Origin of the sequence: Bradyrhizobium sp. (genome assembly GCF_017881085.1) — a bacterium.
Classification (GTDB): domain Bacteria; phylum Pseudomonadota; class Alphaproteobacteria; order Rhizobiales; family Xanthobacteraceae; genus Bradyrhizobium.
The window spans coordinates 1-12,739 of sequence record NZ_JADGRI010000137.1; the positions used below are offsets into that span (position 1 = coordinate 1).

At 64.4% G+C, this 12,739-nt stretch carries 11 protein-coding genes; 9 read left to right on the top strand and 2 right to left on the bottom strand.

Features of this window, described 5'->3' with window-relative positions:
• Nucleotides 1–1,119, bottom strand: a 1,119-nt coding sequence (locus QZ213_RS14615) for an HD domain-containing protein (RefSeq protein WP_291686791.1), incomplete at its 3' end; no start/stop codon positions are given.
• A 499-nt stretch (nt 1,120–1,618) separates the two neighbouring features.
• Between QZ213_RS14615 and QZ213_RS14620 the strand changes: the two genes are divergently transcribed.
• From QZ213_RS14620 to QZ213_RS14655, 8 genes are all read left to right on the top strand, one after another.
• Nucleotides 1,619–2,851: a rhodanese-like domain-containing protein gene (locus QZ213_RS14620; protein WP_291686792.1), complete on the top strand. Its 1,233-nt coding sequence runs from the start codon at nt 1,619–1,621 to the stop codon at nt 2,849–2,851.
• A 20-nt stretch (nt 2,852–2,871) separates the two neighbouring features.
• Nucleotides 2,872–3,711, top strand: a complete 840-nt coding sequence (locus QZ213_RS14625; protein WP_291686793.1) for an alpha/beta hydrolase — start codon at nt 2,872–2,874, stop codon at nt 3,709–3,711.
• A gap of 147 nt (nt 3,712–3,858) precedes the next feature.
• Nucleotides 3,859–4,761: a S1C family serine protease gene (locus QZ213_RS14630; RefSeq protein ID WP_291686794.1), complete on the top strand. Its 903-nt coding sequence runs from the start codon at nt 3,859–3,861 to the stop codon at nt 4,759–4,761.
• A complete protein-coding gene (locus QZ213_RS14635; protein WP_291686795.1) occupies nt 4,758–5,321 on the top strand; it encodes a response regulator transcription factor in 564 nt (187 codons plus the stop codon). The genes QZ213_RS14630 and QZ213_RS14635 overlap by 4 nt, the downstream gene beginning before the upstream one ends.
• Nucleotides 5,322–5,439: 118 nt before the next feature.
• Complete coding sequence (locus QZ213_RS14640; protein WP_291686796.1) at nt 5,440–6,018, top strand: 2-oxoacid:acceptor oxidoreductase family protein; 579 nt, start codon at nt 5,440–5,442, stop codon at nt 6,016–6,018.
• A gap of 9 nt (nt 6,019–6,027) precedes the next feature.
• Nucleotides 6,028–7,290, top strand: coding sequence for a transketolase C-terminal domain-containing protein (locus QZ213_RS14645; protein WP_291686797.1), 1,263 nt, complete (start codon nt 6,028–6,030; stop codon nt 7,288–7,290).
• A gap of 10 nt (nt 7,291–7,300) precedes the next feature.
• Nucleotides 7,301–8,341 carry a thiamine pyrophosphate-dependent enzyme gene (locus tag QZ213_RS14650; RefSeq protein ID WP_291686798.1) on the top strand — a complete coding sequence of 347 codons (1,041 nt, stop codon included), beginning with the start codon at nt 7,301–7,303 and terminating at the stop codon, nt 8,339–8,341.
• Nucleotides 8,342–8,348: 7 nt separating this feature from the next.
• Nucleotides 8,349–9,974: an NAD(P)-binding protein gene (locus QZ213_RS14655; protein WP_291686799.1), complete on the top strand. Its 1,626-nt coding sequence runs from the start codon at nt 8,349–8,351 to the stop codon at nt 9,972–9,974.
• Between the two features lie 13 nt (nt 9,975–9,987).
• On the opposite strand, the gene QZ213_RS14660 is transcribed toward QZ213_RS14655, so the two are convergent.
• Nucleotides 9,988–11,244: an Hsp70 family protein gene (locus QZ213_RS14660; protein WP_291686800.1), complete on the bottom strand. Its 1,257-nt coding sequence runs from the start codon at nt 11,242–11,244 to the stop codon at nt 9,988–9,990.
• A gap of 236 nt (nt 11,245–11,480) precedes the next feature.
• On the opposite strand from QZ213_RS14660, the gene QZ213_RS14665 reads away from it, so the two are divergent.
• Nucleotides 11,481–12,739 (top strand): Tex-like N-terminal domain-containing protein (locus QZ213_RS14665; RefSeq protein WP_291686801.1); only part of this gene is annotated, 1,259 nt, incomplete at its 3' end.

Here is a 12,739-nt window from a genome sequence, read left to right on the forward strand (position 1 = left end):
GGCGCAGGCGAGAAACTCGACGGTTATGCCGAGTTGCTTTTCGGCATTTTCGATGGCGTCGTGGCCAAGCGTGGTGTGGGTCTTCATGATCTCGAATTCCGCCGCGTCGAGTTTGCCCGGCTTCAGCAGGATGCTGTCCGGGATGCCGACCTTGCCGATGTCGTGAAGGGGAGCTGACTTGAACAGAAGATCGATCTGATGCTCCACCAGATAACCGGCAAACGCGGGGTGAGATTGCAGTCGCCGGGCCAGGGCCCTGACATAGTGCTGGGTACGGCGAATATGGTTGCCGGTTTCGTTGTCGCGGGTCTCAACCAGGGACACCAAAATTACAATTGTCGCATCCTGCATTTCCTGAATTTTGCGGGTGCGTTTTCCAACCTCGATTTCGAGAAGCTCGTTCTGGTTCTTCAGGAAATCCTTGGCCGCCTTCAGGGTTGTCTGGGTCGAGAAGTCCTTGCGCACCAGAAATTCCCGCCACCAGCCGATTCCCGCTGCCAGAATGAACAAGGTTACGATGTGATAGGACCAGTAGCTGAATGTTCCGAGGTCCTTGCCGAACTCGACCTGCACGGCCGCCTCGAACATCAGGAGAATCATGATTCCTGATGGCAGCGCATATCGGAATTGAACGCCCAGGATGACGAAGCAGTAGAACTCGAGAAAAACGAAATTGAGCATTCCAACCCAGGATCTGAGCCCCATGCCATCCTGGCTGTCGATGACCAGCAAGACCCAGAACAGGCTGCCGGAGACCACCACGATGAATCCGGACATCACGGATTGCCAATGCCGCCGGGCGTAGCGCGTGAAGGAACAAGCGATCCCAATTCCAAGGAGCGGCAGGCAGAGTTGGATGCGGTAGAGATTTGCGGGTTCGTTGTCGAAAGCCAGGTGGTCGACGAGGAAATCGGCAAGAATCAGTATCATCCCGACCGCGAGGCTGGCCTGGGCGTAGCGATAGTAGAAATCGTGATAGTATCGGCGAAAATTCTGTTCGTAGGAGGCGCCGGCAAACGAAAGCTTCGGCCGCAATGGCAATGCATCGGACTGCTCAACGCTAACCAGGGTGCCGCTTCCCTTCACTTTCCACGCTATCGGACGATCCAAAGCCGACATCAATTTCGTCCTGGTTCAGGGAAGATCGGGAAAGTCAGAGCGGCCGGCCCGGCGCGGCTTTCGGCTCGGCCCCGAAGCAGAAATCCGATGCGCGTAATGACCACCTTTCCATCGGCAGCTTAAACCACGGTGAACGATCGCCCCCGTAAAACTACGGCGTAGCATAGCTAAATTGCCGGCGATTCCGATGCCGCGAGAATGCGGGCGCTCTCATCGACAAATTAACTCGGTGGTTCACCTCGCTCCGCTTGCGGGGAGGTCGGATGGCGGCGCGTTAGCGCGCGATCCGGGTGGGGGCCTGTCCACGAGGCCGCATGCGCGGAGGCAGCCCGTCACCATAGCCGATACCTCGGCATCGGCGTTCTTCCTCTAAGAACGGCGGCCTTAGGCCGCCTATGCCTTTCCCCGGAAGAACTGGCGGAGTGCAGAAGTAGACCGCGACTGCGCATCAACCTAAACTCATCCCGCGCCAGCCAATTCCCACCGAGCCCGCCATCCCATGACCGCGCCCTTCGTCACGCCCTGGCAAATCCGCTGCGCGCTGCTGCTGCGCGAGGAGATCGCGCTGCTCGATCTCAGGCACGAGGCCGCCTTTGCCACCGGCCATCCGCTGTTTGCCGCCAACATGGCGGCAAACCGGATCGCGCTGGAAGCCGAGATACGGCTGCCGCGCAAGGACGTGCCGATCGTTGTCTACGACGCCGGCGAAGGTCTCGTTTCGCAGGCCGCGGACCGCCTTCAGGCGCTGGGATATAGCAATGTTCGTCAGCTCGGCGGCGGCCTCGGGGCCTGGCAGGCGGCAGGCTACGAAGTTTTTCAGGACGTGAACTCCTACGCCAAGGCGTTTGGCGAACTGGTGGAATCGCGACGGCACACGCCGTCGCTGCCCGCCGGCGAAGTCGCAGCATTGATCGCGCGCAAGGCCAATATCGCCGTGCTCGATGTGCGGCGGTTCGACGAGTACGCGACCATGAACATTCCCGGCTCGGTCAGCGTGCCCGGCGCGGAACTGGTGCTGCGCGCGGGCAGCATTGCGCCGGATCCCGAGACGACCATCATCGTCAATTGCGCCGGCCGCACCCGATCGATCATCGGTACCCAGTCGCTGATCAACGCCGGAATCGCCAACAAGGTGGTGGCGCTGCGCAACGGCACGATCGGCTGGACCCTCGCAAGCCAGCAGCTCGAGCACGGCGCCGACCGGCGCGGCGGCATCGGCCCGTCCGAGGAAGCGAAAACAAGAGCCCGCGAGGTGGCCTATCGCGCCGGCGTCCGGCATGTCGGCGTGGAAGAGGCCCGCGCGCTCGAGGCGCAGCGCCACCGCACGCTCTATCGCTTCGACGTTCGCGATGCCGAGGAATACGCGGAGGGCCACATCGCTGGCTTTCGCCATTATCCGGGCGGGCAACTGGTGCAGGAAATCGACATGGCTGCGCCGGTGCGCGGGGCGCGGATCCTCCTGACCGACGATAAGGGTTCGCGCGCCGACATGACCGCGTCCTGGCTCGCGCAAATGGGTTTTGAAACCTATGCGCTCGACGGCGGCTATGATGGCCCACTCGAAATAGGGCCGCCGAAACTGTTGCCGAAGCCGGATCCGTCGCACCGCTACCGGCGTCCCTATGAGGGCACCGATGTCGATGCCGGCGCGATGCAGGCCTATCTCGACTGGGAGTATGGTCTGGTCGAACAGCTCCGGCGCGACGCCACCCACGGGTTCTTTGTCATCTGATGCTGTATGAAGGATAAGAAATGAGCGAGAGCAACTTCCCCGGCCCAGGCATACGTGCGTTACAGCTTCAGGTCGGTCAGCAGCGTATCGCTGCCTTTGAGAGCGCGGGTAAAGGCCGCCCGATCGTTCTCGTTCACGGCAATTCATCGTCGTCGAAAGTCTGGAAGAAGCAGCTCGAAGGACCGCTCGGGGGAAAATATCGCCTGATCGCGATCGATCTGCCCGGACACGGCGATTCCGCTCCCGCGCCCCATCCGGAAAAGGACTATTCCGCGCCCGGCTATTCCGCCTGCATCGCCGGCATCGCGCGACAGCTCGATCTGAAGGACGCGGTGTTCGTCGGCTGGAGTCTCGGCGGTCATGCCCTGCTCGAGGCGGCTTCGGCGCTGCCGATGGCGGCCGGACTGGTGATCTTCGGCACGCCGCCGATCGGCAAGGGGCCAGAGGGCTTTGCCGGCTTCAAGGGGCTGTCGAACGTCGCCTTCACGCCGGCCCCGAGCGAAGCCGAGATCGAAACCTGGATGGAGTCGGCGTTCGCGCCCAAGTTCAGTCCGATCCCGGCATTTTTTGGCGCGGACTTCCACAAGACGGATGGCGCGGCGCGGGGATGTCTGGGCGCGAGCGCGCAGGCGGGCCTGTTCCAGGACGAAACGGCGATCGTGCGCGATCTCAAAATTCCGCTGGCGATTCTGCAGGGCGCGGAGGAGCAGATCGTCGATCTCGATTATCTGCGGCGCCTGACAGCACCGACGCTGTGGCGTCAGGAAGTCCAGGTGATCGCCAACGCCGGCCATACGCCGCAATGGGAGCAGCCTCAGGCGTTTCAAGAACTGCTGGACGCGTTCGCATCGAGCATCTGAGCGGCGACCATCGCCATTGCGCATGACGAAGGGGCTTGCAGGGGTGGCCCGGTCAAATGGCCGGGACAAACCCGGCCGTCCGGCCGATAGTCTGGAGGTGATGATTAGTCCAGTTTCGTTCCTATCTTGAAGCGATAGGAGTTGCCGATGACCGATCAACCGGACTTGCTGGCCCAGTTCTCGAACGCGCTTGCCACGCGCGCGGAGGCCGCGGAAAGCGCCGTCGTCGCGATCCGTCTGGCGCATGAGCGGCATATCACGGGCATGCTGTGGCACTCGGGGATTGTCGTCGCCTCCGAGCAGTCGCTGCCGCGAAAGGACGAGTTTGAGCTGGTCGCGCCGGGCGGCGCGGTGCTTTCGGCGAAGATCGCCGGCCGCGATCCCTCGACCAATATCGCCATCCTGCGGCCCGATGCGCCGATCGCCTCGCCGTCGATTGTTGCGGGCGCGGCGCGCACCGGCGCAATTGCGCTCACGATCGGCGCCGATGGAACCGGCGGCGCGAGCGCGCGGCTGGGACTCGTCAATCTCGCCGGTCCCGAATGGCATAGTAGCCGCGGCGGTCTCATCGACCGGCGCATCCTGCTCGATGTCAGGCTTGCCCGCCGCGAGGAGGGCGGACCGGTTTTCGACGCCTCGGGCAGCTATCTGGGCATGTCGACCTTCGGGCCGCGCGGCCAGGTCATTGCCATCCCGACCGCAACCATCGAACGCATCGTGCCGCAGCTCGCCAAGGACGGCCGCATCGCGCGTGGCTGGCTTGGCGTCGCCTTGCAGGCCGTCGCGGTGCCCGACGCGCTGCGCGAGACCGCCGACCAGTCTGGCGGCCTGATGGTGATGTCGGTGGTCGAGAACGGCCCGGCGGCGCAGGCGGGAATTCTGGCGGGCGATATCATCCTGAGCATCGACGGGACCTCGGCCCATCGTTTGCGAAAAATCGCGAGGCATTTCGGTGCCGACAGCATCGGGCGAAGGGCGGATCTTCGCCTCATCAGGAGCGGTGCGGTGATGACGGTGCAGACGACCATCGCAGAGAGGCACGCCGCATGAGTGAAGCGGCAAGCCGGCTGGCGCCGGCAGAGCGGCTGCGCGTAGCCGTCCACGCGGTGGATCCACGGCGCCGTACCGCCTTGGGCAAAATAATCGCCGAGGCCGGACATGTGGTCGTCGGTGTGAATGACGCGGCCGAGGTGGTGCTGGTGGACGGCGACACTCCGCCCGGTGAAAGACGTCCGGTCGTCACCCTCGGCGGCGCCGATGACGATCTGCCCGGCGTGCTATCCGGCAATGCGGACGCAAGCCAGATCGATGCGGCGATACGAGCGGTCGCCGCCGGCCTGGTGGTCCGCTTGCCCGGCACGAGGGAAGGCGGCTTCGGCGCGATGCGCGAGACGCTCGGTCACGCCCTTCTGACGCCGCGCGAGCTCGATGTGCTGGCGGCGCTGGCGGAAGGCCTGACCAACAAGGCCATTGCGCGCCGCCTCGATATCTCGCTGCATACCGTGAAATTCCACGTCGAATCCCTGTTCCGGAAACTGGGCGCACGGACCCGGACCGAAGCGGTGGCCAAAGCCTCCGAACGCCGCCGCGACGAGACGATCACGCTCTGAGGAACAGTGGTCGATTTTCAGCCCGGTAGCGGCCCCGCCTTTGATCAAGCTCAAGGCAGCCACCCCGCCCGGGGGCTAGGTTACCGAATGGCCGAAACAGGCCGCGAGGGAACCGCCGATGTTTCAGGTGCGAATTCACGGTCGCGGCGGGCAGGGCGTGGTTACCGGGGCCGAGATGCTCTCGGTCGCCGCGTTCATCGAAGGGCGGCACGCCCAGGCGTTCCCGAGTTTCGGATCCGAACGTATGGGAGCACCGGTGGTGGCGTTCTGCCGGATCGCCGACAAGGAAATCCGGCTGCGCGAGCCGATCCTGGAACCGGATTGCCTGATCGTGCAGGATCCGACGCTGTTCAAGGTGATCGACGTGTTCGCCGGCCTGCGCGGTGATGGTTACCTCCTGGTCAACACCAACAAGACATTTGCCGACCTTCATCTCGGCCAGGTCGTCGACCGCCTGCCGAAGGGCCATGCCGTCATCGTGCCCGCGACCGAAATTGCGATGAAGCATGTTGGACGGCCAGTGCCGAACGCGGCCTTGCTCGGCGCTTTTGCGGCGCTGACGCAATTCGTTCACCTCGACAGCGTCGAACACGCGATCGGCGAGGCATTCCCCGGCAAGATTGGCGCCGCCAATATCGCTGCCGCCCGGCAGGCGCATGAGTTCGTCCTGATGCAGCAGCGCCAAAGCGCAGCCTGAGGAAAACAGATGCTCAAGCAAGTCGAAGGCTCGCATGCCATGGCTGAAGCCATCGCGCTGTGCCGCCCCGAGGTGATCTGCGCCTATCCGATCACGCCGCAGACCCATATCGTCGAAGGCCTCGGCGAGCTGGTGAAGGAAGGCGCGCTGGTCGACTGCGAATTCATCAACGTCGAAAGCGAGTTCGCGGCATTGTCGGTTGCGATCGGCGCCTCCGCAGCAGGCGCCCGCGCCTATACCGCGACCGCCTCGCAAGGCCTGCTGTTCATGGCGGAGGCGGTCTACAACGCCTCCGGTCTTGGCCTGCCGATCGTGATGACACTCGGCAACCGCGCGATCGGCGCGCCGATCAACATCTGGAACGATCATTCCGACGCGATGTCGATGCGCGACGCGGGATGGCTGCAGCTGTTCGCCGAGACCAACCAGGAGGCGGTCGACCTGCACATCCAGGCGTTCAAGCTCGCCGAGGAATTGTCGATGCCGGTGATGGTCTGCGTCGACGGTTTTATCCTGACCCACGCGGTGGAGCGCATCGACATTCCCACGCAGCAGCAGGTCGATGCCTACCTGCCGCCCTATGATCCCGTACAGGTGCTCGACCCCGCGGAGCCCGCCTCGATCGGCGCCATGGTCGGGCCGGAAGCATTTACCGAAGTACGCTTCCTCGCCCATTACAAGCAGACGTTGGCATTGAAGCTCATTCCGGAGTTCTCCGCCGAGTTCGCGAAAGGCTTCGGCCGCGAGACCGGCGGGCTCTTGCGCAGTTACCGCGCCGAGGACGCCGACATGCTGGTGGTCGCGATGGGCTCGGTGTGCGGCACCATCAAGGACACCATCGACGAGATGCGCGACGACGGTATCCGCATCGGCCTCGTCGTCATCGTTTCATTCCGGCCGTTCCCGGTCGAGGCGCTGCGCAACGCGCTCGCCGGCGCCAAGGACGTCGTGGTGGTGGAGAAGAGCATCGCGGTCGGCATGGGCGGACAGCTCGCCAACAATGTCGATGCCTCCCTGCGCAACCTGCCGCGGCCGCCGCGGCTGCACTCCTCGGTCGCCGGCCTCGGCGGCCGCCCGATCACCCGCACCTCGCTGCATCATTTGTTCCGGCAGGCCAGCGTGCAGCCCTGGGAAGGCACCAATTTCCTCGACCTGAACGAACGCGTGGTCGGCCGCGAGATTCATCGCACCCGCAAGACCCGGCGGTCGGGACCGACCGCGGAAAACATCTTGCGCCAGTTGGCCAAATCCGTCCCCCCGGCCGCCGAGTGAGGAACGCAGCATGACCCCGCCCGTCACGACACTCGCCCCCGAAGAAGCGGTGCAGAAGCTGAAATATTACCAGAAGGGCACTTTCACCGTCGGCAACCGGCTGGTGGCGGAAGAGCAACGGACCGTGCAGGCCTCGCAGGCGCGCTCCAACGCGTTGACCTGCGGCCATCGCGCCTGTCAGGGATGCGGCGAAGCGCTGGGCGCGCGCTACGCCATCGATGCGGCAATGCGCGCCACCAACAACAATCTGATCGCCGTCAACGCCACCGGCTGCCTCGAAGTCTTCACGACGCCATATCCGGAATCATCGTGGCAACTGCCGTGGCTGCATTCGCTGTTCGGCAATGCGGCGGCGGTCGCCACCGGCGTTGCGGCCGCGATGCGGGTGAAGAAGCGGCCCGAGGTGCGCGTGATCGCCCAAGGCGGCGACGGCGGCACCACCGACATCGGCTTCCAGTGCCTGTCGGGCATGTTCGAGCGCAACGATGACGTGCTCTATATCTGCTACGATAACGAAGGCTACATGAACACCGGCGTGCAGCGATCCTCGGCAACGCCGCCGACCGCGCGCACCGCGACTACGCCTGTGCTCGGTCCGGAGCCAGGCAACGTGTTCGGTACCGGCAAGTCGGTGCCGAAGATCGCCGTAGCCCACAACATTCCCTATGTCGCCACCGCGACGGTTGCGGATCTGCACGATCTCGAGCGCAAGGTGATCAAGGCGATGTCGATCCACGGCGCCCGCTACATCCAGATCAACGTACCTTGTCCGCTGGGCTGGGGTTCGGCCTCGCACGACACGATCCGGCTGGCCCGGCTTGCGGTCGAATGCGGGCTCTATCCCATCTTCGAGGCCGAGCACGGCAAGGTCACGCAGGTACGCAAGATCCGCCGCAAGGTTCCGGTGCAGGATTACCTGAAACTGCAGCGCCGTTTTGCGCATCTGTTCAAGGGCGGCCATGAAGACCCCCGCATCGCGCGGCTGCAGGCGATCTGCGACGCCAACATTGCCGAATACGGGCTGGTCGACGTGACCGGCAGGGATGGGTGAGGGCATCATGGAACATCCGTTCGCCATCACGCTCGACGCCGGCACCTCGCTCATCAATCACACCGGCTCGTGGCGCACGCTGCGGCCGGAATATGTTCACCGCCTGCCGCCGTGCAATCACGCCTGTCCGGCCGGAGAGGACATCCAGGGCTGGCTGGCCTACGCCGAAAGCGGCGATTACGAAGCGGCTTGGCGCGCGCTGACCGAAAACAATCCGCTGCCCGCTGTGATGGGGCGGGTTTGCTATCATCCCTGCGAGACCGCGTGCAACCGCGCCGTGCTGGACTCTTCCGTCGGCATCAATTCGGTCGAGCGGTTCCTCGGTGATCTCGCCATCAAGAATGGTTGGCGCTTTGCCGCGCCGCCTGCGGCGACTGGCAAGAAAGTACTGGTGGTCGGCGCCGGGCCGTCTGGCCTGTCGGCGGCCTATCACCTGGCGCGGCTCGGCCATGGCGTGACGATTCAGGAAGCAGGTCCAGCGCCTGGCGGCATGATGCGTTTCGGCATTCCGAAATATCGTCTGCCGCGCGATGTGCTGGATGCCGAAGTCAGGCGGATCGAGGAACTCGGCGTCGTCTTCAACTACAATGCCAAGGTCGCCAATATCGCGGAGGCCATGGCGGCCGGCGGCTTCGACGCGGCGTTTCTGGCGGTCGGCGCCCACATTGCAAAACGCGCCTATATTCCGGCCGGCGAAGCCGCAAAGGTGCTGGATGCCGTGGCCGTGCTGCGCTCGATGGAGGGCGAGGACAAGCCGCTGCTGGGGCGCAAGGTCGTCATCTATGGCGGCGGCAACACCGCGCTCGATGTCGCCCGCACGGCCAAGCGGCTCGGCGCGGAAGAAGCCGTCATCGTCTATCGCCGCACCCGCGACCGCATGCCGGCGCATGATTTCGAGGTCGAGGAAGCGATCGAAGAGGGCGTGATGATGAAATGGCTGTCGACGATCAGGAACGTCGAGGCCGGATCGATCACGGTCGAGAAGATGGCGCTCGACGACAAGGGCTTTCCGCAGCCGACCGGCGAGTTCGAGACGCTGCAGGCCGATTCGGTGGTGCTGGCGCTCGGCCAGGATGTCGATCTATCGCTGCTGCAGGGCGTTCCCGGCCTCGAGGTCAGGGATGGCGTGGTGCAGGTCGGGCCCAACATGATGACCGGGGTGGCCGGCATCTTCGCCGGCGGCGACATGGTGCCGTCCGAACGCACCGTGACGGTGGCCGTCGGCCACGGCAAGAAGGCCGCCCGACACATCGACGCCTGGCTGCGCGGCGGCACTTACGCGCCCGCGCCCAAGCACGAGATCGCCGCGGCCGACAAGCTCAACACCTGGTACTACGGCGAAGCGCCCAAGACGCTGCGGCCAATATTGGAAACCGCGCGCCGCACCTCGACCTTCGAGGAAGTTGTCCAGGGTCTTGACGAGGGCAACGCGCTCTATGAGGCGCGGCGGTGCCTTTCCTGCGGCAACTGCTTCGAGTGCGACAATTGCTACGGCGTCTGTCCCGACAATGCCGTGATCAAGCTCGGACCGGGCATGGGGTTCGAATTCAACCTGGATTATTGCAAGGGCTGCGGCATCTGTGCCCAGGAATGTCCCTGCGGCGCCATCCAGATGATCCCGGAAGCGATCTGAACCAAAGCGCAATTCAATCCCTCGGCCCATAACGCCGCAACGCCTCGATCGTGAGGCCCTTGCCGACCGCGCCAAACGTGTCGCCCTCGACGATACGAGCCGCCGGCACCGCCTTGGTGATCGCCTTGCGGACATGGGCGAGCCGCACCGAGCCGCCGGTCAGGAACACGGCGTCGATATGGTCGGCGGTCAAGCTCGCCTGTGCGAGGCAGTTCTTGATGCGGGCCGCGATGCGCTCGGCGAGTTGCCGCGTATGGCTGACGAGATCGGTTCGGCCGATGGCGGCGCTAAGCCCGGATCCGACCCATTCCAGGGGAATGCTGGCCTGACGCGTGTCGGCGAGCGCAATCTTGGCTTCCTCGACTTCCATCGCCAGCGTATGGCCGCGCTGTTCGCCGACCACGCGTACCAGCCGATCGAGCAGCTCCGGCTCGCCGGCCTCGCGCCGCACCTGACGCAGCTCCGCCATCACGCGCGGTTCGTACATGCGGTTGATGTTCGACCAGGTGGCGAGGTCGTGGAAATAGCGCGAGGGCACCTCCAGCCCGGCGCGCTTCATGGAACTGCCGAAGCCGAACAGCGGCATCACGACGCCGAGGCTGAGCTGGCGATCGAAGTCGGTGCCGCCGATGCGCACGCCGTCGTTGGCGAGAATGTCGGAAGCGCGATCCGCATTGCCGTGGCGCCGGGGCGAAAGACGCACGATCGAAAAATCCGAAGTTCCTCCGCCGATATCGGCGATCAAGGCGATCTCTTCGGTCGATATCTGCCGCTCATATTCGAGGGCCGCCGCGATCGGCTCGAACTGGAATGTGACCTGATCAAAGCCGATCTCGCGCGCAATCTCGCGCAGGGTTTGCTCCGCCTTGGCGTCGGCGTCCGGGTCGTTGTCGACGAAGTGCACCGGCCGGCCATGCACCACGTCGCGCAGTTCGCGCCCCGTCGCCTGTTCGGCGCGCCGTTTCACCGCGCCCAGATAATAGCCGATCACGTCGCGAAACCGGGTGCGCTCGCGGCCCATCCGGGTGGTCTCGTCGATCAGCGCGGTGCCGAGCACCGACTTGAGGCTGCGCATCAGGCGGCCGTTCACGCCATCGACATAGGCTTCGACGGCCTTGCGGCCGATCAGCACGGCGCCGTCCGCAGGATAGAAGATCGCGCTCGGAATCGTGGTGTGGCCGGTTTCCAGCGCCGCCAGGACCGGGGCATGACCTTCTGTCGTGCCGAGCGTCGTGTTCGATGTTCCGAAATCAAGTCCGCAGATCGACATGGGTACTCCAGAAGGAGCGCCCGTCTACACAATATAATGCCATCGATCCACCGTTATCTTTGCGCAATGAAGCAAGCCGCGTCGGACAAACTGAATCACGCCGTCAAGCGAATGTCGTCCGTCCACAAGACAATTTGTTTGATGCGGCGGGTTGAGGAATCAAGCGCTGATGGTCCATAACCGACCTCCGCGTGGCGTGCCTTCATCCGCCGCGACGGTTTTCAGAAAGATTGCGCGTGGCAAACATCAATCGGCAGATTGCGGAAGAGCTTGGGGTTCGCGAACAGCAGGTCGAGGCGACGGTGGCGCTGCTCGACGGCGGCGCCACCGTGCCGTTCGTGGCGCGATACCGCAAGGAGATCACCGGCGCGCTCGACGACGCGCAATTGCGCACCCTGGAAGAGCGCCTGAACTACCTGCGCGAGCTCGAGGAGCGTCGCAAGGCGATTCTGGAATCCGTCCGCGAACAGGGCAAGCTCGACGCAGCGCTGGAGGCGGCCATTATGGCTGCCGACAGCAAGGGCCGTCTGGAAGACATTTATCTGCCGTTCAAGCCGAAGCGACGCACCAAGGCCGAGATCGCCAGGGAGGCGGGGCTGGAGCCGCTGGCCGACTTGTTGCTCGCTCAGCCCGGGAACGATCCGCAAGTGCTGGCCGCGCCGTTCGTCGATTCGGAGAAGCAGGTCGCCGATGTGGCGGCGGCGCTCGACGGCGCCCGCGCCATCCTGGTCGAGCGTTTCGCCGAGGACGCCGATCTGATCGGCGGCTTGCGCGAACAGATGTGGGGAAGCGGCCTCATGACGTCCAAGGTGCGGTACGGCAAGAAAACCGAGGGCGAGAAGTTCAAGGACTATTTCGACTTCAGCGAGCCGCTGACCAAACTGCCGTCGCATCGAATTCTGGCGATGTTCCGCGGTGAAAAGGAAGAAATCCTCGATTTGCAGATGCTGCCCGAGCCGCCGACCACGACACCGGCGGCCACGAGTTCCTATGAACTGAAAATCATGCAGCGCTTCGCGATTTCCGATCAGGGGCGCCCCGGCGACAAATGGATGCTGGAAACCGTGCGATGGGCATGGCGCACCAAGATCCAGGTCCATCTCAATGTCGACTTGCGGATGCGGCTGTGGACCGCGGCCGAGCAGGAAGCGATCCGCGTGTTCGCCTCCAACCTGCGCGACCTCCTGCTCGCCGCCCCCGCCGGCGCGCGCGTCACCATGGGGCTCGATCCCGGTTATCGCTCCGGCGTCAAGGTCGCGGTGGTCGACGCGACCGGCAAGGTGGTGGCGACCTCCACGATCTATCCGCACGAGCCGGCGCGGCGCTGGGACGAAGCGCTCGCCATGCTGGGCAAGCTCGCGCAGCAGCATCGCGTCGATTTGATCGCGATCGGCAACGGTACCGCGTCGCGCGAGACCGACAAGCTCGCGACCGAACTGGTAAAACTGTTGCCGGACCTGAAGATGTCGAAGATCGTGGTGTCGGAAGCCGGCGC

Excerpts from the sequence above, each read along its gene's own strand:
- QZ213_RS14635 (WP_291686795.1), top strand. The coding sequence starts at position 4,758 with ATGAGTGAAGCGGCAAGCCGGCTGGCGCCGGCAGAGCGGCTGCGCGTA.
- QZ213_RS14645 (WP_291686797.1), top strand. The coding sequence starts at position 6,028 with ATGCTCAAGCAAGTCGAAGGCTCGCATGCCATGGCTGAAGCCATCGCG.
- QZ213_RS14640 (WP_291686796.1), top strand. The coding sequence starts at position 5,440 with ATGTTTCAGGTGCGAATTCACGGTCGCGGCGGGCAGGGCGTGGTTACC.
- QZ213_RS14650 (WP_291686798.1), top strand. The coding sequence starts at position 7,301 with ATGACCCCGCCCGTCACGACACTCGCCCCCGAAGAAGCGGTGCAGAAG.
- QZ213_RS14660 (WP_291686800.1), bottom strand. The coding sequence starts at position 11,244 with ATGTCGATCTGCGGACTTGATTTCGGAACATCGAACACGACGCTCGGC.
- QZ213_RS14630 (WP_291686794.1), top strand. The coding sequence starts at position 3,859 with ATGACCGATCAACCGGACTTGCTGGCCCAGTTCTCGAACGCGCTTGCC.
- QZ213_RS14655 (WP_291686799.1), top strand. The coding sequence starts at position 8,349 with ATGGAACATCCGTTCGCCATCACGCTCGACGCCGGCACCTCGCTCATC.
- QZ213_RS14625 (WP_291686793.1), top strand. The coding sequence starts at position 2,872 with ATGAGCGAGAGCAACTTCCCCGGCCCAGGCATACGTGCGTTACAGCTT.
- QZ213_RS14620 (WP_291686792.1), top strand. The coding sequence starts at position 1,619 with ATGACCGCGCCCTTCGTCACGCCCTGGCAAATCCGCTGCGCGCTGCTG.